The organism is Kribbella polygonati, assembly GCF_050320105.1.
GTDB lineage: Bacteria > Actinomycetota > Actinomycetes > Propionibacteriales > Kribbellaceae > Kribbella.
In genome coordinates this window covers 7279602-7300588 of sequence record NZ_CP190129.1, presented here as the reverse complement: position 1 = coordinate 7300588, position 20987 = coordinate 7279602, and the positions used below count along the sequence as shown (strand labels likewise).

The following is a 20987-nucleotide window of genomic DNA, read 5'->3' as shown; positions in this document are numbered from 1 at the left end:
CCGACGGTGGCCGTCGAAAAGCGGGCCGCGGGGTTCGACGCGTTCGTGGCGGCGCGGTCACAGGCGCTGGTGCGTACGGCGTACCTGCTGACCCGTGACCACGCGCTCGCCGAGGACCTCGTCCAGACGGCACTCGCGAAGGCCTGGTTCCACTGGGCGAGGATCCGCGACGACAACCCGGAGCCGTACGTCCGGCGGATCCTGGTCACGACGTACTCCTCCTGGTGGCGACGCCGCTGGAACGGCGAGATCCCGACCGCGGACCTCCCGGACGCCCCCGCCCCGCGCGCCGAGGACGGCCTGGACCTGTGGGACGCGATCGGCCGCCTCCCCCGCCGGCAACGCGCGGTCGTCGTCCTGCGCTTCTACGAAGACCTCACCGAGGCCGAGACCGCGCGCCTGATGGGCAGCAGCGTCGGCACCGTCAAGAGCCAGACCGCCAAGGCGCTGGCGAAACTCCGCCTCGATCCGGCCTTGAGTACGCCGGCAGACCAGGAGAGCCCGCGATGAACCTCCAAGACCTCCGCGACGAACTGCACGCCCGCGCCGCCGACTCCGACCCGCAGCAGTCCGACCTGCTCCCCGGCGTACACCAGAAGATCCGCCGGACGAAGCGCCGCCGGATCGTCACCACCGCAGGCGCCGCGGCCGCCGCGGTCGCGCTCGCGGTCACCGTCGTGCCCGGTGTGCTCAGCAACTCGACTCCGGACCCGGCCCGGACCCCGCCGTACACGCAGAACGGCTTCACGCTGCCTGGCGACAAGGACGGACAACCGCTGGTGAAGGGCTGGACGGGCAAGGCCGGCGAGAGCCACGTCGAGTTCACCTGGACGCCGACGGCGAAGGACGTCAAGTTCGTTGCCTACTGCAAGCAGGACGCCGAGGCGACGGTCTGGATCCGGGTCAACGGCTTCGACGTACACCACAACGACTGCACGGACAACGGCATCCCGATCAGCGACAGCCTGCCCGCCGGGACCGGCCTCTGGGCCGACGCACCGATCGGCAAACCGGCCAAGGTCACGCTGGATCTGGTCGACCTGGACGGACGGCCGCTGACGGACGGGAAGCAGCAGCTGGGGATCGGGATCTACCAGGACCCGTCCGCCGGAACCGGCACACGGTCCGCAGCGGCGCGGCCGGACGACTACGCGAGCAACGGTCTGCGGTTCCGGCAGCAGGTCGGCCGGCAGACCCGGCTGGGTGCGGTGATCGGCGATCGCGGTCAGCGCCAGGTCGCGACCAGCTTCGTCCCGAGGAGCCGGTCGGTGGTCGTCCAGGTGATCGGCACTCAGGACGACTACGTGATGGGGTGGCAGGCGCTCCGGCCGGAGTACCGGGTGCAGGTGCGGTTCAGCGACGGCACCGTCGTGAACTGCGACACCGGGTACGGCGACGACCTGCAGCAGAACCTCAGCGAGCCGCTGCAACTGACCGCACCACCTGGCTCCCCGGTCGCGGTGACGGCCCGGCTGGTCGACAAGGACGGCCGCGAGGTGCCGATGTCGCCGAGGGCGCGGATCGGGGTCGCGGTGTACGACGCCGGTCCGCAGACCACGCAGTACGGCATCGATTTCAACCGCGAGATGGAGTCCGAGGGCGTCAAGTACCGCTTCGTCCGCGCGGTTGTGGCTCCCGGGAAGGACGGGAGGGTCCAGCTGACCACCCCGGTCGGTACGCCGTTCCTGTGGACGTTCGGCAGCGTGGGCGTCGGCCCGACGGTCTGGACTCGCTGGGACGGCCTGACCGCGCACCAGGACGGCCCGCGCGCCGGCGGCATGCACTGGACCACCGAGGAGGCACAGACCGAGCCGAAGAAGGTCGACTTCTACGTCAACGCGGGCAAACCGACCGGCGGCACGCTGTACATCGGGCTGTACGAGCCGATCCGCTAGACCCAGCTGTGCAGGTCCGCGGCGTCGCGGGTGAGCTGCTCGGTCGAGTCGTCGGCGACGAACTCGAGCAGGGCGTTGATCTCCCGGGGTTCCGCGGCGAGGCGTTCGAGGACCGGGCGCCACAGGGACTCGCGGGCCGCGAGCGGCAGCCGGTTGTTGGACGGCCACCAGGAGAACACGTGCACCGTGCTCAGCCAGGGCATCAACGACTCGAGTTGCTGCAGGCACTCCGCGTCGTCCAGGTCGACGGGCGGCTGCCAGTACGTCGTGAGGTTCGGCGCGCCGACGTCGAGCAGCAGCGTGATCGTCGAGTCCACCTCGTCGGTGAGCGTGTTCCGGTGGAACTCCATCGCGATCTCGATCCCGGCCCCGGCGGCCATGTCCGCGAGCTCGCCGAGCCCGCGGGTGACCGCCATCCGGTCGCCGACGCCGGCGTCCGCCGTACCGACGTTGCCGGCCCAGACCCGGATCCGGGGCGCGCCGAGCGCCTCCGCGGTGGCCACCGCCGACCGCATCTCCTCGCGGTCCACGCTGCCCGCTCGCAGGTACGAGCCGTACGCCGCCACCTGCAGGCCGTGCACCTCGGTGAGGTTCCGGACCCGCTTCGCGTTCACCAGATTTCCGAGCGGGACATGGATGTCACCGCCCCATTCGATCGCCGAGAGCCCGGACGCCGCCGCCACCTCGACCACCTGGTCGACAGCCAACTGGCGGAACGTCACCGAGACCAGACCGGTCCTCACACCCACGCGCGCCTCCTCGTCTGCACCCCTCTATCCAACCGCATCGGGCCAGCGTGTCTCACGTCATGAGCAAAGCAGTTGGATGCGACTGTCGCGCGGGCTTACGCTGAACGCCGTGCCCGAACAGCGAAAAGGCTTCACCTACGGATTCACGGCGTACCTGATCTGGGGCCTGTTCCCGCTGTACTGGAAGCTCCTCGACCACTCCGGCGCGGTCGAACTGCTGGCCCACCGCATCCTCTGGTCGCTGGTCACGATCGTGATCCTGGTCTCGGTACTGCGGAAGTTCGGGCAGGTGAAGGCCCTGCTCGCGGAACCGCGCCGGCGTTGGCCGTTGATCGCGGCGGCGTTCCTGATCTCGGCGAACTGGGGCACGTACATCTGGGGTGTCGGCCACGGGCATGTCGTCGAGACGTCGCTCGGGTACTTCATCACCCCGCTGTTCACCGTCCTGCTCGGCGTCTTCGTCCTGAAGGAACGGCTCCGCCCGGTGCAGTGGACCGCCCTCGGGATCGCCTTCGTCGCGGTCGTCGGCCTGACCATCGAGAACGGCCGGCCGCCGTGGGTGGCGATCATCCTGACCTTCTCGTTCGGGTTCTACGGCCTCGCGAAGAAGCAGGCCGGCGCCGGCGCGATCGAGGGCATGGCGATCGAGTCCGGCACGGTCGCTCCGCTCGCCGCCATCGCGATCCTGGTCCTCGGCCTCCAGGGCGACAGCACGGTGACGCACCACGGCACGGCGTACCTCGTCCTGGTCCTCCTGACCGGCCCGATCACCGCCGTACCACTCCTGCTCTTCGGCGCCGCCGCGACCCGCGTCTCGATGACGACCCTCGGCCTGCTGAACTACATCGCCCCGATCATGCAGTTCATCTGCGGCCTGGTGATCTTCCACGAACAGATGACCACCATGCGCTGGGCCGGCTTCGGCCTGGTCTGGGTGGCCCTCGCCCTGTTCACCTTCGACAGCATGCACACCCGCCGCCGCACCCTCGCCCTCGAACGAGCCGCGGTCACCGCCTCAGCGCTCTGACAGCTCGCACCTTGGTGCAATCGCCGTAACGGCAGGCCGGGCACCTCGATATACCGGCGAACGAGAGCCTTCCGGCTGTCGCCGTACAGATTCGAGGTTCCCTTGCGCACGACCTTCCGAGCCGTGGCGCCGATCGTGCTGGCCATCGCCTGCCTGACCACCGCCCTTCCCGCCTCCGCCGTCGCCGGCAAGCTTCCGTCCGCCCCGCTCGATCTGAAGGTGACTTCGACTCTGACCGGTGTCGGCCTGGCCTGGACGCCCGCGGCCGATGCCAACGACGACGCCATCACCGGCTATGTGATCCACCGCCTCGCCGACGGCGTCGATACGGCGCTGCCCTGGACCGAGCCGTGGAACAGCAGCATCGGCTACAAGTGGTACGCGTGGGAGCACGTCCCCGGTGCGACCTACTCTGTTGCCGCGACCAATGCCGAGGGCGAGGGCGCCGCGAGTACGCCGGTCGCGCTGCCGATCACCCATCAGTCGATCACCGTGGCCCATGGGGTCTGGACGGGCCCGACCTCAAGCCGTACCTACATCGGCCAACTCCCGATGCCGAACCCTCAACTGGTGGTTCCACTCGCGTCCGACGGCCCGACCCAGTACCCGGTCGACGGCTACGTGGCGGCGTCGCCGGACGGGCGTGAGGTCGCCTTCCCGAAGGGGCAGGCCGCGATCTGGCGGGTCCGCGCCGACGTCCCCGGGGCGACGCCGGTCAAGATCCTCGACGGTTCTACCGGAATCGTCCGGCTGGCCTGGTCGCCGGACGGCTCGAAGATCGCCTACGAGCGGCTGCAGCCGGACTCGTACTCCTGTGTGGAGATCGTCGCGGCCACCGGCGGGACTCCTGTCCAGGTGGGCTGTCACCTCGCGATGCCGACCTGGACGCCCGACGGCGCGGAACTCATCGTGAAGGAACAGTTCTCCGGTGTGCTGGAACGGATCGAGGCCAAGGCCGCCGGTGCGGTCCGCCAGACCTTCGCCGGAACCCAGAGCGGCACCCAGCCGTCGGTTTCACCGGACGGCCGATGGATCGGCTACGCCGCGGGCAACGCGCCTGCCGTGCTGCCGATCGGCGGCGGCACGCCGAAGCTCGGCGCAGCCTCCGGGTTGAGCATCAACCATCTCAGCTGGTCACCGGACGGCAGCAGCCTGCTGGTGACCCGCCCGATCACGTACGGCGGCGGCATCATCGTCTCGGCATCGGTCGGGGCCGACGGTACGGTCGGGGCGGACGAGACCGTGTACCGCAGTGAGGACACAGGCTGGATCGCGTCGGCCGAGTACCAGGGACCGCGGGTCGTCATCCCGGCGCTGTCGGCGGTGATGGGTCAGACAGTGCGCGTACCGTTCGACGCGAGCGGCCTCCCCGGACCGGCGACCACCACCTGCCAGCTCGACAACGGGCCGTACGAGCCCTGCGCCTCGCCGTACGTCAAGGCCGGCGTCCCGACCGGATCACACCACTTCAGGGTCAAGGCGGTCGACGCCGACGGGCACGCCAGCGTTGCCTACCACGCGGTGATGGTCGACGCGACCGCGCCGAGTGTGCGGATCACCGCCCCGGTCTTCGACGTGACGACCGCCGCGACAGCCGCCGTCACGTACGCCGCCACCGACAACAGCGGCGTCGCCGTGAGCTCGTACGACGCTCGCTGGCGGATCGCGCCGGCCGCGGGCAACTTCGGCGCCTACGCGACCCTCAAGTCCGGTACGCCGGCCACCTCCGTCCAGATCGGACTGGTTCCGGGGTACGAGTACTGCGTCTCCGTGCGCGCCCGCGACGCGGTCGGCAACCTGTCCGGGTGGACCGCCGATCGCTGCTTCTCGCGGCCGTCGGACGACCGGGCGATGAGCATGTCGCGCGGCTGGACCCGGGCGAGCAACCGCCTCTACTACCTGGGTACGGCGACCGTCACGAAGGCCACCAACATCGACGTCGCACGCAGCAGCGTGCAGGCGAAGCGGCTGTGGGTCGTCGCGACCGTGTGCACCACGTGCGGCACGCTGACCGTCTACTACAACGGGAAGTCGGTCGGCAAGGTCGACCTCACCCATCCCAGGACCATCTACCAGGCGATCGTTCCGCTGCCGGCACCGGCGACGTTCCTGACCGGTTCGGTGCTGTTGCGGACGAGCATCGCGGGGAAGGTCTACCAGATCGACGGCCTGGCGGTTCGGCGCACTTGACGACGTGAGGTGCACCACGGCACGTCACACTCGTGGGCGCTGCGGTGTCGTAGGGGTATGAGGCACCTTCGAGCGCGAGTGTTTCCGGATCACTGGTCGTTGCTGTTCGGCCAGATTGCGTTTTACAGCTTCCTCATGCTCATCGTCAGTGGCGTGGTGCTGACGGTGTACTACGAGCCGTCCGTCAGTCAGGTCGTGTACGACGGGACGTACGCTCCGTTGCGTGGGCTGCCGATGTCGCGGGCGCTGGATTCGACGTTGCGGCTGTCGTTCGACGTTCGGGGCGGGCTGCTGGTGCGGCAGGTCCACCATTGGTCGACGCTGCTGATGGTCGCGGCGATCACGCTGCACCTGTTGCGGCTGTTCTTCACGGCCGGCTTCCGGCGGCCGCGGCGATTGGGTTGGCTGGTCGTCTTCGGCCTGCTGGTCATCACACTCGGCGCGTCTCTCACCGGTACGTCGCTCCCGGACGACGTGGCCTCCGGTACGAGTCTCGCCGTACTGGACGGTGTCCTGCAGGCGACCCCGTTCGTCGGATCTGCCGTGTCGTACGTGCTGTTCGGCGGCGAGTTCCCCGGTGACGTGATCTCACGGTTCTATCCGCTGCACGTCATCGTGCTCCCCGCCGTACTGCTGCTGCTCTTCGCCGCCGGTGGATATCTCTCGCTGAAGCAGAAGCCCGCGCAGTTCGCCGACGGACGGACGAAGACGGCCAAGGTGGCGGCGGTGCAGGGCGCCGGCCTGTTCGCGTTCGTGGCCGGGGTCGCGATCGTGATGGGTGCGACCGCGACGATCAACCCGGTCTGGCTCTACGGGCCGGCCGATCCCGCGGCGGTCTCGGCCGGAGTCGGACCGGCCTGGTACCTCGCGTTCCTGGACGGCTCGCTGCGACTCGCGCCGGGGTGGGAGGTCGTGCTGTGGGGGAAGACGATCAGCCTCGCCGTACTGCTGCCGGTCGGCGTCTGCACGCTGTTCCTGGCGCTCGTCGCGGGCTGGCCGTTCATCGAGGCACGGCTGACCGGGGACAAGGCGGAGCATCACGTCCTCGAGCGGCCGCGGGACAACCCGATCCGGACGGGGATCGGCGTCGCCGGGATGACGTTCTACGGCGTGCTGTGGGCGGCCGCGGGCGCGGACACGATCGCGGTCCAGTTCCACCTCTCGATGAACCTGCTGCTGCACATGTTCCAGGTGCTGCTGGTCATCGGGCCGCCCGCGGCGCTGTTCCTCGCCCGCCGCATCTGCCTCGGCCTGCAGCAGAGCGCCACCGAGGTCGCGGAACACGGCGTCGAGACCGGCCGGATCATCCGGCGGCCCGACGGCGGGTACGTCGAGGTACACCGGCCGGCGCGGCGCCGTCCTACCGAGCTGACGTCCCACTGAGCGCGGCGGCCGGCATCCCCGAGGGCGTCGTACGGGGAGCGGCCCCCGGCCGGGTCGCGCCGTGGATCCGGCCGGTCGTGGTCGACAACGGACGGGCGCTCGCGGCGGAGCGGCTCGCGATGATCTCCGCCGCGATCGAGATCGCCGTCTCCTCCGGCGTCCGGGCGCCCAGGTCCAGCCCGGTCGGCGACGACATCCGCGCCAGCTCGGCCTCGGTCACCCCGGCGGCGCGCAACCGGACGACCCGGTCCTCGTGGGCACGCCGCGATCCCATCGCCCCGATGTACCCGGCGTCGGTCCGCAACGCCAGCTCCAGCAGCGGTACGTCGAACTTCGGGTCATGCGTCAGCACGCACAACGCCGTACGGTTGTCGATCGTGTCCAGCACGCGCGCCAGGTACCGGTGCGGCCAGTCGACCACGACCTCGTCCGCCTCCGGGAACCGCGCCCGGGTCGCGAACACGCCGCGCGCGTCGCACACGGTCACGTGGTACCCGAGGAACTTCCCGACCCGCGCGACCGCCGCCGCGAAGTCGATCGCCCCGAACACCACCATCCGCTGCGGCGGCGCCAACGCCTGCACGAACACGGCGAGGTCCGTACGCTCACACTCCCCGTGCACACCGTACGAGCGGATACCGGTCGACCCGCTGCCGAGCATCCCGAGCGCATCGTCCACCACCGCACTGTCCAGTCCGGGATCGCCCAGACTGCCCACGTTTGATTGGCCGATGACGAGGCGCCGGCCAAGGCGCTCGCCCGCCGTGACCACGGTCGCCACCGCCACCGGCCGGCCCGACCCGGCCGCCTCCGCGACCGCGCCGAACTCCGCGAACGACGCCCGGTCCACCGGCTCCACCAGTACGTCGAGTACGCCGCCGCAGGTCAGCCCGACCGCGAACACGTCGTCGTCGGAGATCCCGTACCGGCGGACCACCGCGACGCCCGACCGGATCACCTCCTGCGCGACCGCGTACACGTCACCCTCGACGCAGCCGCCCGACACGCTGCCGACGACCACGCCGTCCGCGGACACCGCCATCGTCGCCCCGGGCTGCCGCGGCGCCGACCGGAACGTGTCGATCACCGTCGCCAGCGCGAACCGTTCGCCGGACGCGTACCACTCGCGGACGGTCCCGAGGACGTCACGCACCCATGTGCTCCGCGCCGGCCTTGACCGCCTCGCGGATCCGCGTGTACGTCCCGCAGCGGCAGATGTTGCGCAGCTCGTCGAGGTCCGCGTCGGTGATCTCGCGGCCCTCGGCGCGGACCTGCTTCACCTTCGCGACCGCCGCCATGATCTGCCCGGGCTGGCAGTACCCGCACTGCGCCACGTCGTACTCCAGCCAGGCCTCCTGCATCGGGTGCAGGTCCTTGCCGACCGTGTCCGGCAGCCCTTCGATCGTGGTGATCTCGTCGGTCGGCGCGATCTCCTTCACCGGCACCGAGCACGGGTTGAACGCCTTGCCGTTGATGTGCGACGTACAGGACTTGCACACGTTCAGCGCGCAGCCGTACTTCGGCCCGGTGACGCCGAGCAGGTCGCGCAGCACCCACAGCAGCCGCACCGAGTCCTCGGCGTCGACGCTGATCTGCTTGCCGTTGAGCGTGAAGGTGTGAGTTGGCATGGGTTCCTCAGAACGTGTGGTCGAGGCCGTCGGTCGGCGACTGCGGGGTGGACGGCTGGACCGGCAACGGCTCGAACCCGAGCGTGCCGTGGTTGATCGGGAAGTACGTCGGCAGCGTGCCGGTCGCCCGCGCGTACGCACACGCGACCGCGGCGAACGCCGGCGCCACCGCCAGCTCGCCGGCACCGCTCGGGCTGTCGCTGGTGTTCGGCATGATCAGCACCTGGACGTCGAGCGGCGAGTTCCACTCCCGGGTGTAGAAGTAGTTGTCCCAGCTGCCCTCGAGCGGGATGCCGTCCTTGATGTGCAGGCTGGACGTCAGCGCCAGCGCGATGGCGTCCTGCAGGCCGCCGAACATCTGCGCCTCCAGGCCCTTCGGGTTGATGCAGAACCCGGGGTCGACGACGATCAGCGCCTTGGTCACCCGCGGCCCGGTCACCCCCTCGCCGGGCAGCGGCCGGTTCACCGTCGCCGGCCGGCAGTCGATCTCGACCAGCGTCGCGACCGCGGCCCGGTACTCCGAGTGCACGCCGATGCCCTGCGCCGTACCCTTCGGCATCGTCCTGCCCCAGTTGCCGACCTCGGCCGCCTTGTCCAGGACGGCGAGCAACCGCTGGTCCTTGAGGAAGTTGCGCCGGAACCGGACCGGGTCCTGGCCCATCTTCGCGGCCAGCTGGTCGACCATCAGTTCCTCGGCGCAGACCACGTTCGGCGAGTAGATGTTCCGCATGCTGCCGGTGTTGAACTTCAGCGGCACCTCGTTCAGCAGCTGGGTCGTGACGCCGAAGTTGTACGGCGAGGACTGGCTGAGCTCGAAGATCGACTCCGCGAACGACAGGTTGCCGGCGATCGGCAGGTCGGCCGCGAACGCGGTCAGCATCTCGCCGAGGCCGTGCCCGAAGTCCGTCTGCACGCTGGTGTGCCGCTGCTCGTAGCTGATCACGTTGCCGGCGGCGTAGTTCACCCGGACCCGCGACGTACTCATCGGGTGCGTGCGGCCCTGCCGGAAGTTGTCGGTCCGCGACCAGGACAGCTTGACCGGCTTGCCCATCTTCTGCGAGATCTCCGCCGCCTCGGCCGCGACGTCGTGGAACAGGTGCCGGCCGAACGAGCCGCCGCCCTGCACGACGTGCACCTTGACCGCGTCGATCGGCAGTCCGAGCTGCTTCGCGATGTCCTCCTGGGCGACGATCGGCACCTTCAGGCTGGACCAGATCTCGGCGCGGTCCGGGCCGACGTCCGCGATCGCGCAGTCCGGCTCCAGCGGGCTGTTGCTGGCGAACGCGAACACGAACTCGGCGTCGATCGACTGCGTCAGCAGCGGCGGCACGGTCATCGGCAGCTGCGCGGCGCGGAGCTTCTTCAGCACGGTGGCGTCCGACTCGCCGTCCACGGTGCCCGGGCCCCAGGTCGCGTCGACCTTCTGGATCGCGTCGATGCACTGGCCGAACGTGTCCGCGCGGATCGCCACACCGTGGGCGATCCCAACGACGTCCGTCACGCCCGGGAGCGCCCGCAGCGCCTTCAGGTTGTTGATGCTGCGCAGCGTGCCGTTGATCGTCGGCGGCCGGGCCACCATCGTCGGCTTCGCGCCCGGCACGTGCATGTCCATCGCGAACTGCTTGCGGCCGGTGACGATGTCGTGCGCGTCGACCCGGTTGTGGGGCTTGCCAAGCACCTTGAAGTCGGCCTTGGCCTTCAGCTGGGCGGCCACCTTGACTGTCTTCGTGACAGCAGCCGCCTGGGCGAGCGCGCCGTACGTCGCCGTCACGCCGTTCGGCCCGGTCAGCACACCGGCGGCCGCGGTGACCTTGTCGACCGCGACGTTCCATTGCAGGGCGGCCACCTCGACCAGACGCTGGCGGGTGATCGCCGCCGCCGTACGGACGGGGACGAACATGCTGCGCATCGAGTTCGAGCCGCCGGTGAGCTGGTTCATCAGCAGCTCGGGGCGGGCGTCGGCGAGGGTGATCTTCACCTTGCCGATCGGCAGGTCCAGCTCCTCGGCCACGATCATCGCGAACGCGGTCGTGATGCCCTGCCCGACCTCGGCCCGCGGGACCGCGAAGTGCGCCGTACCGTCGCTGCGCATCTCGACCGTGATCAGACCGGACGTCGGCGCGGCCGCCAGGTTCTGCAGGTCGCCGAGGTCGAAGATGTCCTCCGGCTGCGGCAGCGACGGTACGGCGGCGTCGGCCGGGCGCGGGTCGGAGTCGTTGACCAGCCAGCTCACCCCGACCGCGAGCGTCGGCGCGGCGATCAGGTACCCGAGCACGCGTCTGCGCCCCAACAGCCCAGGCTTCCCTTCGCTTGGTGACGCCAACGATCGACGGTGTTCGGCCATGCTGGACCTCCGAGCTCTAGCAATGCTGGGAACGCAGTCTGGCACCGACGAACGGACTGCGGGATGGCCGCAATGCCTAGGTTTTCGGCGCCTTCACTGTGCACAACGCACAGCAAGGCGTTCGGTCACGCGGGGAAGAGCCGGAAAGCCTTCAGGGCAAGGCCGAGCTCCAACTGATAGCCGTCCTCGGTGATGTCACGGCCGGTGATCTGTTCGACCCGGTGCAGGCGGTTGAGGACGGTGTTCCGGTGACAGTGTGCGAGTTCCGCCGTACGACGGACCGAGCCGGCGGACAGGACCCACTTGTCCAGAGTGTCCAGTAACAGTTCGCGTTCCGGGGCGGACGTCGTTGTCAACGGCATCAGCCACGAGCGGATCAGCTGGTCCGCGAGCTCCGGCGCGCTGAGCAGCAGCGCCTCAGGAAGGTGTTCGGGCAGGGCGGCGACGTCGATCCGGCCGGGCGTGAGAGTACGGCGGGCCAGCATCGCCTGCCGGTACGCGACATCCACCTCGGCCAGGCCCGCGACTACGCCGGACAGTCCGGCAGGCGCATCTACGAGTTGCCGCAGCAGGCGCAGTACCGCATCTGCGGATTCGGTGCCGAGGGCAAGCAATCCGACGACGGTCTGCGGGCGTACCTGCCAGGCGGACGGCACCCGGATCCCGGCGAGCCGGCGGGCGAACGACGTCGTCGTACAGTCGTCGTCGACGAGGTTGTCGATCGCGACCACGACGTACGGGCCGTTCACCGGTAGATCGAGAACGCTGGCCGCGTCCTGTACGAACGCGCGGTTCGCCCTCCCTTGGAGGAGGCCTTCCCAGAGTGTCGAGCGGCGCTGCTCGTCGGCGCGGACCAGGTACCGTTCGGCGGCGTGGTACGCGGTGGCGACCTGGGACGACGTACGGTCGACCACTTCCCAGACCTTGCCGGCCACGTCCAGCAGCACCTCGGACTCGGCGGTCCCCTGCGCCCGGGCCTCGTCGATCAGCGCCTCCCACACCAACCGCCCACCGAGCCGGAACGACTTCAGTACGTCGTCCAACGGCATCCGCTGCTCCGCCCGCCGCCGCCCGGTAGCCTGCGCCGCGTCGAACCGGTCGTCGCCACGGGCAATCATCTCCACGACCCGCGCCACATTGTCATGACACGACCGCCACAGATCCTGCCGCGGCACCGAGTCCAACTCCAGGTACGCCGGATTCTGCGCGTAGATGATCCCCACCAACTCATCCGTCAACGCCGGCAACCGCCCCAGCACCCGCCGCGCCAACGACTCCACCGTCAGCCCAGCCTCTTCCACAGCCTTACCCATAGTCGGCACAGCATCGCACACAGTCGCCGTACCGCCCAGAGCTCGGGCCCCTCGGCCGTCGAGCCGCCACCAGAAGGAGGGAAAAGGCAAGGGAAAGACAAAGAAGACAGAGTGGGAGTTGGGCGTTTGGCCGGGTTCGGCGGTCCGGTAGCGGTCGTCGCGTCAAAGCTCTTCAGGCTTGGACGGCAGAAGATTGGTGCCGTCGTGGTGTCTAATTCGGGGATGGGGTGGGTTATCCAAGGCATCGAGGGTTCGGATGGCGACGGCCTCTCGGGGGATCAGCCGATCGATCTCCTCGCGGGCGGTCCAGCGAGTGTCGGCGGTTTCCGGTCCGGTCTGTGGTGCACCGCTGAGCGGGCGCGCGCGGAAGACGAAGTTGATGACGCCCAGCGCCATGTTCTTGTAGATCCCGGTGAGCTGTTCGAGTTCGACGACCACGCCGGTTTCCTCGAGAACCTCGCGTCGGGCGCCGGCCTCGATCGTTTCGTTCAGTTCGAGGAATCCGCCGGGTGCTTCCCAGCGACCGTTGTCACGTCGCTGAATGAGCAGCGCGCGGCCCTGTTCGTCGATCGTGACGGCCGAGACACCGATTCGGTGCAGAGGAATCTCGCTCACTGACCTTCTCCCGAGACGAAGACGGCGGTTGCGTCGTCGGAGCGCTTGATGCGGGGGTAGGTGACTGCGCCTGGATCGTCAGCCTCAACCCTGCGGATGACTCGAAGCAAGTCCGACGGTCCGCTCGACTCGAGATCGTCAAGGAGACCTTGCCAGTCCGACAGGTTGTAGGTATCGACGGCCGCCGATGCACCATCGGTCAGGAGGGCCGCCCGCCAGGGCGACCCGGCAATGACGCGTTCAGATCCGCGCAGCGCATGCGAGGCGGCTGTCGGGTCGGAGGCGGCAACCCAGAAGCCACCGGCAGTGTTTCGGTAGCCGCGTTGCTGATCGACGAGGAGGGCAACCTTAGCCGCACGGCCGTCGTCGCGAAGGTCAGTAGCCAGTACGGCGTTGCGCGCTTCGACGCTGGAGTTGAACAGACGATCGTCACATTCAACGCGTAGCGCGGCACCTGACTGCAGCACTATGGTGGCGTCACTCAGCACCAGCCAGTCGAGCGATGCGTCGTCGTACCGAAGGATTGCAACGGTCGCGCTCGGCGTGCCGGGATGCGCCGGGTCGCAACTGCCGGCGTGTGACAGCGCCGTGCTTTTGATCGCATCGGCGAGCAACCCGACCAGATCATCCGCAGGACCAGCCAGGTAAGCACACGCGAGGTTGCCGACCAATTGCCGCGAATACCAGCGTGGGTCGTGGATGCAGCCGGTTCCCAAAGTGGGCGGTGCGGTTGCGCCGTCAGCTACGGCGACGAGACCGGGCAGTGTGATGTACGCGTCCTCGTTCGGCTTGGCTGCGGAACCGGACCATGAGGCCGCACGGATGTGAGTCATTGAGAAGATCAGTCACTCTCTGGTTCGTCGGTCCAGTCGTAGCGCAGTCGCCATTGATGGCCGGCCATGACATGACGGGTCACTGCGACCGGCCGGTGGTCGCGGTCGGCGGCGACGAAGAGGATCTCGAAGACGGGCTGGTTCGGCTCGATCTCGAGGAACGCCGCTTCGCTCGGTGAGGCACCGCGGCATGTCACCTCCTCACTGAAGTGAATGGGTCCACGACCGATGTCCGCGAGCCGGGAGTAAGTTCCTCCCGGTCCGGTATTGGCTTCGGTGACACCCGCCTTCTCGGCCAGTTCGGCCACCAGGTAGGTGTCGGCAATCTGGACCGGAATATCGTTGGCGAAGTATCTGCGTCGGCGAGCGACCAGTTCGGCTCCGACGTCTACGCCGAGGAGCTCAGCGGTCTGCTGAGAGGCAGGAACCCGATCGATTGCAGCTGTCCAGGTCGGCTCCAGTCCGAGTCGGCGCAGCTCGACGTCGAATGCTCCGCGTCCCTTGTCCCGGTCGCCGTGGCGTCGGGTCGCGGACCGGGTGATGATCGGCACCGACCGCACAAAGGCGCCACGCCCTCGCTGGACGCGGACGAGTCCTTCGCTGCGCAGGAGGCCTACCGCACGGTTGATCGTGATGCGCGAGACGTCGAACTCGCGCGAGAGTTCCGGCTCGCTGGGCAGCGCCGACCCGGGCGCATGTACTCCGCGGCGAATCCGGTCCCGCAGGATGTCGGCGATCTGCGCGAACCGTGGTCGCGGCGCCTCGACCTGACTCACACCGCACGCTCCCTTCACCGTTCGGGACATCGTACCCACGCGATACCTCACGTCGGATGTCCTACAGGCATTGACAGGGAATCAATAGACTTGCAGGATGTATTACATCCTGCAAGTTACTCAGTGTCGCCACTCACTGCTCATCAGTGATGCTCGAAAAAGGATCGCCCATGGAAGTGGACCCCGATAATCAGGCAGAGCAAGCCGACGCGACAGCACCGGTGTTGCTCGACGGCGGCCCGTGCAGGGTCAGAGTGTGGTTCGGCGAGCACGCAATTGCCGACTACACCGCCGAACCCGAACTCGCGCTGCGTTATGCCGACGCCATGCGGAGACGATTCCTCGGCTTGCGGGTCACCATCGACCAGCGGACACGGGGCGGTGGACCATCGCCCGCCGAGCATTGGTGGGAGGTGACACCTCGATGAGCGCGGATTCGACCGGCGCCGACTCACCTGCTGAGCAGGCGAATCCGCGCAGATTCGTACTGCGCTGCGACATCGATGTCAGTGGAATCAGCGGCACCGGCGACGTTGCCGAAGGCATCGAATGGTCTGACGGAACTGTGGCGCTGCGGTGGCGCGGCAAATGGGCGACGACCGTCGTATGGGACTACGGCCTCGACGCTCTGATCGCAGTACACGGTCACAACGGCAAGACCATCGTTCGGTGGCTCGACGCTGCCAGTGCGTCCCGACCGCCGAGCACCACCTACAGATCCTGCGATTAGCAGGCCATGTTCGGCGAGGCCGTCGTCTGTTCCCTGCGACGGCGACGGTCGCGCCTTCCGCCCGGATCCTCTCTCAGCCAGAACGATCCTCACGTTCTCCTCACCTCTGCTGAGAGGGCATCCGGGGCACCAACCCGGTAGCCATGCCTATCGCCATTCCATCCGCCCCTGAAATCTCCAGGAGGTACGAAAGATGTACAGGTTTGCAGATCGCATTCCCCTCGGCCCGTCAGTCCACGCCGGTACGACCTCTCCGGTTCCCTGGGGGATGTCACGGTTGGAGGCGTATGGCTCGTTCGATGTCGTTGACGAGGACCCTGTCGGAGTCGACCCAGCCACTCAACGGGGCCTCTACACGCTGCCCAACGGCACGATCGTCATGTCGCCGGGTAGGCACAGCCGGTCTCGCCAGGGCACGGAGAAGGGCACAAAGACCAGCAACAAGTCGGACGGGTCTGGTCCGAGGCCCGATACCGATCACACGCAAGACACGAAGCTCGACTGATGACCAAGGACGCCCGGCCGGTCCTGGTGATGACCGAGATGGACGATCCCACCGCGGACATGGTGATCGAGGAACTCAACGACCGCGACGTGCCGATCGTAAGGTTCGACTCTTCTGACTTCCCGACCAGCCTCGGAGTCGCAGCAGACATCAACGGTCTACGCGGCTGGCGAGGCTGGTTGCGGACGCCTACGCGAGAAGTGGAGCTTGCGGCCATTCGATCGCTGTACTTTCGCCGCCCGAACGACTTCGACTTCTCGCACCTCGAGCCGCAGGCGGCTCGCTTTGCTACGGCTCAAGCCCGTTTCGGACTCGGCGGGCTCCTGGCAGATCTGCCAGGTTGCCGGTACGTCAACCATCCGAATTCCATCGCCGACGCGGAGTACAAACCCATCCAGCTGTCCACGGCGGCCGCGGCCGGCCTGAGGGTGCCGCCCACGATCATCACCAACGACCCGGCAGAAGCGCAGGCCTTTGCTCGTGGCGTTGGAAGGATCATCTACAAACCGCTCTACATCGGCGCGCACGACCTCGACGACCAGCCCGCAAGCATTTGGGTGAAGGAGGTTGGCGCAGAAGAGCTGGATAGCTCGATCGCCGGCACCATGCACCTGTTCCAGGCGCGTTGTGACAAGGTCGCGGATCTTCGTGTCACAGTGATCGGTGACAAGGTGTTCTGCGTAAAGATCGTGCCCCAGGATGCCGAGCTCCTGGACTGGCGGTATGACTACGAACACCTGTCCTATTCGGTCATCGAGCTACCGTCAGGGCTCGTTGACGCGATGCGGTCCTACCTGAAGCGGTTCGACCTCGTCTTCGGCTGCTTCGACTTCGCAGTACCCCGGAATGGAACGCCGATCTTCCTCGAATGCAATCCGAACGGCCAGTGGGGCTGGCTGCAAGACGAGACCGGTCTACCGATGGCTGCTGCTCTCGCCGACTTACTGGAAAGAGGTACACCATGACGGCAGTCGAACCGGATCCCGGCTCGGCAACGGCGTTGCGGCTGCACCTAGCCGACGTGCTAACGATGTCCGGAGACCTCCGTACAACCCCATGGCGGTCCGCCGTCGAGACCGTCCCTCGAGAAGTGTTCATCCCAGGCTTCTTCGAGCGGGTTGACGGCCCTCGCGAGACGATGTGGCGGCCAGTCACGCCCGAACTGGTCGGTGCGGAGGAACGGCTGGAACTGACGTACACGGACGAGACCTGGGTAACACAGCTCAACCAAGGCATCACCGCGTTCGACACAGACGTACCGATTCCCGGTGTGCCCACGTCCTCATCAACCTTGCCAGGCCTGGTGGTTCGGATGTTGGAGGAGCTTCAGGTCGAGGACGGCAATCGAGTACTCGAGATCGGGACCGGAACCGGGTATTCCACAGGGCTCCTGTCTGCGCGCCTCGGATCAGAGCTCGTCACGTCGGTCGAGGTGGACAGAAGGGTCGCAGACCACGCCGTACGAAGCCTTTCTGCGGCCGGATATGCACCGGTTCTCGTCGCCGATGACGGCCTTCTCGGTCATCAGCCGGGCGCGCCCTACGATCGAGTGATCGCGACCTGCGCCGTTCGGCACATTCCGTCGGCGTGGCTGGCCCAGTCCCGGCCGGGAGGCCTGATCCTGACCACCATGTTGGGTTGGCTTGGCGCCTCTTCTGGCCTGGTCCGTCTCGAAGTCATCGGAAACGGCAGTGCCGAAGGTACGTTCCTAGGGGGCACAGACTCGTTCATGCCCGCCCGGCCTCACGCTGCTCCGAAACTCGACGACAGCGTCTACAGCTGGATCGAAGAAGTAGGAACCACAGATCGTAGAACCGTTGTCGGTCCCGAGATTCTGGACCCTTGGGACGGGTGGACCTCCCTCTTCATTGCCCAACTCGCCATCCCTGATGCACAACTACTCACCTACGGAATAGACGACGGTCCCGTGCTCGATCACATCGTTGACACGAGCCAGCAGTCCGTCGCCATCCCGTACAGGACTCCGGACGAGTCCGCTGCTGTCCGCCGAGCAGGCCCGGTAGATCTATGGAAGCCGGTTGAGAGGGCCATCACAGAGTGGCGGGCGGCCGGATCCCCCGCACTGGATCAGTTCCGAATCAGCGTGTCGCCGGACTCGCAAACGGTCTGGTTCGGTGACCCGGCGGGTCCACTGTCCTGGAAACTACGAACGAGCGCGTGAAGCAGCAGCGCAATCCTGCACTCGGGAAGTCGTTGCCGACAGTCACAGGCCCGCCGGGCCCGGCCACGCACCCAACTCCCGCTCTATCTTCTGTCTTTTCTGGTTTTCTCTGTCCTCTTGTCCGGCCGACCGTCAGCGGCCTGCCGAGCCCAGCCCGGTACCCAACTCCCTCTCCATTTTGTGTCTTCTTCTCTGATCTTCTTGTTATTCAAGATCAGACGGAGCGGGTTACCACCAAATCGCAGAGGGCGTCGAGGGCGTTGCGGGCGGGGCCTTCGGGGAGGGTGGTGAGGAGTTTGCGGGCGTCGGTGGCTCGGCGGCGGACGTCGTCCTCGGCCTGGCGGAAGGACGGGTGGGCGCGGAGGAGGTCGAGGGTTTCGGTGAGGCGGGCGTCGTCGGACAGGTCCGAGTCGAGCAGCTCGAGGAGGCGGGCGTCGGTCGGGTTGTCCGGGTCTGCCTGGGCGCGGAAGATCAGCACCGGGAGGGTCGGTACGCCCTCGCGCAGGTCCGTGCCGGGGGTCTTGCCGGACTGGTCGGACTCCGAGGCGATGTCGAGGATGTCGTCGGCGAGCTGGAAGGCCATGCCGATCTCCTCGGCGAAGGTCTGCAGTGCCTCCTGGATCTCCACCGAGGCGCCGGCGAAGCGGGCGCCGAACAGCACCGACGTCGCGAACAGCGAGCCGGTCTTGTCGGAGATCACCGACAGGTAGTGCTTGAGCGGGTCCTGGCCCTCGCCGACCCCGAGCGTCTCGCGGATCTGCCCCTCGACCAGCCGGCCGAAGGTGCGGGCCTGGATCCGGACCGCCTCCGGGCCGAGGTCCGCGACCAGGTCCGAGGCGCGGGCGAACAGCCAGTCGCCGGACAGGATCGCGATCGAGTTGTCCCAGCGGGCGTTCGCCGTCGCCGAGCCGCGGCGCAGCGCCGCCTCGTCCATCACGTCGTCGTGGTGCAGCGTCGCGACGTGCGTCAGCTCGACGACCGCCGCCGCCTTCACCACCTCGACCGCCGCCGGGTCCGGGCCGAACTCGGCCGCCATCAGCACCAGCAGCGGCCGGAACCGCTTGCCGCCGACGAACATGACGTTCTGGGCGGCGGCGGTGACGAACGGCGCCTCGGACTGGCTCGCGTCACGCAGTACCTGCTCGACGGCCTCCAGCCCGGCACGCACCCGCGCCTCGAGCGCCGCGTCGGCGAACTCGAGTCCCAGGCTCTCGGCCGGCAGCGGAGTCGGACTCAACGGATGAACTCACCAGCTCGGGCCGCCAGGTCGAGCACCGGTCCGGGAACCAGACCGAGCACCACCGTGGCGGCGAGACCCAGCGCCACCGCCGACGTGGTCTGCCAGCCCGGCAGCGCCACGTCCGGCGCGTCGGCCGGCAGGTCGGAGAAGAACATCAGCACGATCACCCGGATGTAGAAGAACGCGGCCACCAGGCTCGACAGTACCGCGACCACGACCAGCGGCCACGCGCCACCGGTCCAGGCCGCGCTGAAGACCGCCCACTTGCCGGTGAAGCCCGCGGTCAGCGGGATACCGGCGAAGGACAGCAGGAAGAACGCGAAGATGCCGGCCAGCAGCGGCGACTTCTTGCCCAGGCCCGCCCAGCGGGACAGGTGCGTCGCCTCGCCGCCCGCGTCACGGACCAGCGTGACGACCGCGAACGCACCGATCGTCGGGAACCCGTACGACACCAGGTAGAACAGCACCGCCTGGGTCGAGGTGATCCCGTTGTGTACGCCGTTGCCCGCCTGCGCGAGGCCGACGAACGCGGTCAGCAGGAAGCCCGCGTGCGCGATCGACGAGTACGCCAGCATCCGCTTCACGTCGGTCTGGGTGATCGCGACGATCGAACCGACCACCATGGTGAGGATCGCGATGATCCACATCATCGGCGCCCAGTCCCAGCGCGAGCCGCCGAGCGCGACGTAGAAGACCCGCATCAGGCCGACGAACGCGGCGATCTTGGTGCAGGCCGCCATGAAGCCGGTGACCGGCGTCGGGGCGCCCTGGTACACGTCCGGGGTCCAGGAGTGGAACGGTACGGCGCCGACCTTGAACAGCATGCCGACGCCGAGCAGGCCGGTACCGGCGAGCAGGATCGTGTCGCCGCCGGTCTGGGTGCCGAGCGCGTCCGCGATGCCGCCGAGCGACATGGTGCCGGCGTACCCGTAGAGCAGCGCGATCCCGAACAGCAGGAACGCCGACGAGAACGCGCCGAGCAGGAAGTACTTCATCGCGGCTTCCTGCGAGATCAGCCGGCGACGGCGCGCCAGGCCGCAGAGCAGGTACAGCGGCAGCGAGAAGACCTCGAGCGCGACGAACAGGATCAGCAGGTCGTTCGACGCCGCGAACAGCATCATGCCGCCGACCGCGAACATCGTCAGCGGGAAGATCTCGGTGTGCTCGATGCGGGCCGCCGTACCCTCCCGCTCGGCCTCCGAGCCCGGCACCGCGGCGGCCTGGCCGGCGAACGCCGACAGCCCGCCGTCGATCGACCGCTCGGCGAACAGCAGCACGCTGATCAGCGTCAGCGCCAGCAGGATGATCCAGGTGAACAGCGCCGGGCCGTCGATCGCGATCGCGCCCTGGGCGGCGACCAGTTCCTTGCCTTTGTGCATCTCGAGGCCGGTCAGTACGCCGGCCCCGACCACGGCGACCACCGTGATCGCCAGCTGCACCAGGTGCCGCAGCGGCCGCGGCAGGAACGCCTCGACCAGGACGCCGACGGCAGCCGCACCGAAGACGACGAACAGCGGAGCCAGTTCGCCGTACTCGATGCTGGGCTTCGTGAAGTCCGCCAGCGGCAGCAACATCGC

General features: G+C 68.1%; 20 protein-coding genes. 10 read left to right on the top strand and 10 right to left on the bottom strand.

Annotated elements, in window-relative coordinates:
- Positions 1 to 6 precede the first annotated feature (6 nt).
- Both ACQHIV_RS34890 and ACQHIV_RS34885 read left to right on the top strand, forming a co-directional pair.
- Entirely contained in the window at positions 7 to 510 is a 504-nt protein-coding gene (locus ACQHIV_RS34890; protein ID WP_427888523.1) for a SigE family RNA polymerase sigma factor, read from the top strand.
- Positions 507 to 1895 (top strand): hypothetical protein, encoded by a 1389-nt coding sequence (locus ACQHIV_RS34885; RefSeq protein WP_427888521.1) that lies wholly within the window; start codon positions 507 to 509, stop codon positions 1893 to 1895. The genes ACQHIV_RS34890 and ACQHIV_RS34885 overlap by 4 nt, the downstream gene beginning before the upstream one ends.
- Here ACQHIV_RS34885 and ACQHIV_RS34880 read toward each other — a convergent pair.
- On the bottom strand, positions 1892 to 2644 hold the full coding sequence (locus tag ACQHIV_RS34880; protein WP_427888520.1) for a sugar phosphate isomerase/epimerase family protein: 753 nt from the start codon (positions 2642 to 2644) through the stop codon (positions 1892 to 1894). The genes ACQHIV_RS34885 and ACQHIV_RS34880 overlap by 4 nt on opposite strands.
- Positions 2645 to 2753: 109 nt before the next feature.
- Between ACQHIV_RS34880 and rarD the strand changes: the two genes are divergently transcribed.
- The 3 genes from rarD (at position 2754) to ACQHIV_RS34865 (ending at position 7244) form a co-directional block, all read left to right on the top strand.
- A complete protein-coding gene (gene rarD, locus ACQHIV_RS34875; RefSeq protein ID WP_427888518.1) occupies positions 2754 to 3671 on the top strand; it encodes an EamA family transporter RarD in 918 nt (305 codons plus the stop codon).
- Between the two features lie 123 nt (positions 3672 to 3794).
- Complete coding sequence (locus ACQHIV_RS34870; protein WP_427888517.1) at positions 3795 to 5861, top strand: hypothetical protein; 2067 nt, start codon at positions 3795 to 3797, stop codon at positions 5859 to 5861.
- A gap of 135 nt (positions 5862 to 5996) precedes the next feature.
- Positions 5997 to 7244 carry a cytochrome b gene (locus ACQHIV_RS34865; protein WP_427888515.1) on the top strand — a complete coding sequence of 416 codons (1248 nt, stop codon included), beginning with the start codon at positions 5997 to 5999 and terminating at the stop codon, positions 7242 to 7244.
- Here ACQHIV_RS34865 and ACQHIV_RS34860 read toward each other — a convergent pair.
- The 7 genes from ACQHIV_RS34860 to ACQHIV_RS34830 all read right to left on the bottom strand — a co-directional run bounded on the left by ACQHIV_RS34860 (position 7222) and on the right by ACQHIV_RS34830 (position 14753).
- On the bottom strand, positions 7222 to 8397 hold the full coding sequence (locus tag ACQHIV_RS34860) for an XdhC family protein (RefSeq protein ID WP_427888513.1): 1176 nt from the start codon (positions 8395 to 8397) through the stop codon (positions 7222 to 7224). The genes ACQHIV_RS34865 and ACQHIV_RS34860 overlap by 23 nt on opposite strands.
- Positions 8390 to 8872 (bottom strand): (2Fe-2S)-binding protein, encoded by a 483-nt coding sequence (locus ACQHIV_RS34855; RefSeq protein WP_427888512.1) that lies wholly within the window; start codon positions 8870 to 8872, stop codon positions 8390 to 8392. Before ACQHIV_RS34855 ends, ACQHIV_RS34860 begins: the two co-directional genes overlap by 8 nt.
- A 7-nt stretch (positions 8873 to 8879) precedes the next feature.
- Positions 8880 to 11162 carry a molybdopterin cofactor-binding domain-containing protein gene (locus tag ACQHIV_RS34850; protein WP_427888511.1) on the bottom strand — a complete coding sequence of 761 codons (2283 nt, stop codon included), beginning with the start codon at positions 11160 to 11162 and terminating at the stop codon, positions 8880 to 8882.
- Positions 11163 to 11341: 179 nt separating this feature from the next.
- Entirely contained in the window at positions 11342 to 12529 is a 1188-nt protein-coding gene (locus ACQHIV_RS34845; protein WP_427888510.1) for a PucR family transcriptional regulator, read from the bottom strand.
- A 162-nt stretch (positions 12530 to 12691) separates the two neighbouring features.
- Entirely contained in the window at positions 12692 to 13144 is a 453-nt protein-coding gene (locus ACQHIV_RS34840) for an NUDIX hydrolase (RefSeq protein ID WP_427888508.1), read from the bottom strand.
- Entirely contained in the window at positions 13141 to 13977 is an 837-nt protein-coding gene (locus ACQHIV_RS34835) for a hypothetical protein (RefSeq protein WP_427888506.1), read from the bottom strand. The genes ACQHIV_RS34840 and ACQHIV_RS34835 overlap by 4 nt, the downstream gene beginning before the upstream one ends.
- A gap of 8 nt (positions 13978 to 13985) precedes the next feature.
- A complete protein-coding gene (locus ACQHIV_RS34830) occupies positions 13986 to 14753 on the bottom strand; it encodes a GntR family transcriptional regulator (RefSeq protein ID WP_427888505.1) in 768 nt (255 codons plus the stop codon).
- Between the two features lie 170 nt (positions 14754 to 14923).
- On the opposite strand from ACQHIV_RS34830, the gene ACQHIV_RS34825 reads away from it, so the two are divergent.
- The 5 genes from ACQHIV_RS34825 (at position 14924) to tgmC (ending at position 18170) form a co-directional block, all read left to right on the top strand.
- A complete protein-coding gene (locus ACQHIV_RS34825) occupies positions 14924 to 15181 on the top strand; it encodes a hypothetical protein (RefSeq protein ID WP_427888503.1) in 258 nt (85 codons plus the stop codon).
- Positions 15178 to 15483, top strand: a complete 306-nt coding sequence (locus tag ACQHIV_RS34820) for a hypothetical protein (protein ID WP_427888502.1) — start codon at positions 15178 to 15180, stop codon at positions 15481 to 15483. Before ACQHIV_RS34825 ends, ACQHIV_RS34820 begins: the two co-directional genes overlap by 4 nt.
- Before the next feature lie 193 nt (positions 15484 to 15676).
- A complete protein-coding gene (gene tgmA, locus ACQHIV_RS34815) occupies positions 15677 to 15988 on the top strand; it encodes a putative ATP-grasp-modified RiPP (protein ID WP_427888500.1) in 312 nt (103 codons plus the stop codon).
- Positions 15988 to 16953, top strand: coding sequence for an ATP-grasp ribosomal peptide maturase (gene tgmB, locus ACQHIV_RS34810; RefSeq protein WP_427888498.1), 966 nt, complete (start codon positions 15988 to 15990; stop codon positions 16951 to 16953). The genes tgmA and tgmB overlap by 1 nt, the downstream gene beginning before the upstream one ends.
- The gene (gene tgmC / locus ACQHIV_RS34805) at positions 16950 to 18170 is read left to right on the top strand and encodes an ATP-grasp peptide maturase system methyltransferase (protein ID WP_427888496.1); all 1221 of its coding nucleotides are present in this window, start codon (positions 16950 to 16952) and stop codon (positions 18168 to 18170) included. The genes tgmB and tgmC overlap by 4 nt, the downstream gene beginning before the upstream one ends.
- A 214-nt stretch (positions 18171 to 18384) precedes the next feature.
- Here tgmC and ACQHIV_RS34800 read toward each other — a convergent pair whose 3' ends face one another.
- Together ACQHIV_RS34800 and nuoN are read right to left on the bottom strand one after the other, a co-directional pair.
- Positions 18385 to 19407 carry a polyprenyl synthetase family protein gene (locus ACQHIV_RS34800; protein ID WP_427888494.1) on the bottom strand — a complete coding sequence of 341 codons (1023 nt, stop codon included), beginning with the start codon at positions 19405 to 19407 and terminating at the stop codon, positions 18385 to 18387.
- The gene (gene nuoN, locus ACQHIV_RS34795) at positions 19404 to 20984 is read right to left on the bottom strand and encodes an NADH-quinone oxidoreductase subunit NuoN (RefSeq protein WP_427896628.1); all 1581 of its coding nucleotides are present in this window, start codon (positions 20982 to 20984) and stop codon (positions 19404 to 19406) included. The genes ACQHIV_RS34800 and nuoN overlap by 4 nt, the downstream gene beginning before the upstream one ends.
- Positions 20985 to 20987 lie beyond the last annotated feature (3 nt).

Excerpts from the sequence above, each read along its gene's own strand:
- ACQHIV_RS34885 (WP_427888521.1), top strand. The coding sequence starts at position 507 with ATGAACCTCCAAGACCTCCGCGACGAACTGCACGCCCGCGCCGCCGAC.
- ACQHIV_RS34865 (WP_427888515.1), top strand. The coding sequence starts at position 5,997 with ATGCTCATCGTCAGTGGCGTGGTGCTGACGGTGTACTACGAGCCGTCC.
- ACQHIV_RS34855 (WP_427888512.1), bottom strand. The coding sequence starts at position 8,872 with ATGCCAACTCACACCTTCACGCTCAACGGCAAGCAGATCAGCGTCGAC.
- ACQHIV_RS34845 (WP_427888510.1), bottom strand. The coding sequence starts at position 12,529 with ATGGGTAAGGCTGTGGAAGAGGCTGGGCTGACGGTGGAGTCGTTGGCG.
- ACQHIV_RS34835 (WP_427888506.1), bottom strand. The coding sequence starts at position 13,977 with ATGACTCACATCCGTGCGGCCTCATGGTCCGGTTCCGCAGCCAAGCCG.
- ACQHIV_RS34825 (WP_427888503.1), top strand. The coding sequence starts at position 14,924 with ATGGAAGTGGACCCCGATAATCAGGCAGAGCAAGCCGACGCGACAGCA.
- ACQHIV_RS34820 (WP_427888502.1), top strand. The coding sequence starts at position 15,178 with ATGAGCGCGGATTCGACCGGCGCCGACTCACCTGCTGAGCAGGCGAAT.
- tgmA (WP_427888500.1), top strand. The coding sequence starts at position 15,677 with ATGTACAGGTTTGCAGATCGCATTCCCCTCGGCCCGTCAGTCCACGCC.
- tgmB (WP_427888498.1), top strand. The coding sequence starts at position 15,988 with ATGACCAAGGACGCCCGGCCGGTCCTGGTGATGACCGAGATGGACGAT.
- tgmC (WP_427888496.1), top strand. The coding sequence starts at position 16,950 with ATGACGGCAGTCGAACCGGATCCCGGCTCGGCAACGGCGTTGCGGCTG.
- nuoN (WP_427896628.1), bottom strand. The coding sequence starts at position 20,984 with ATGTTGCTGCCGCTGGCGGACTTCACGAAGCCCAGCATCGAGTACGGC.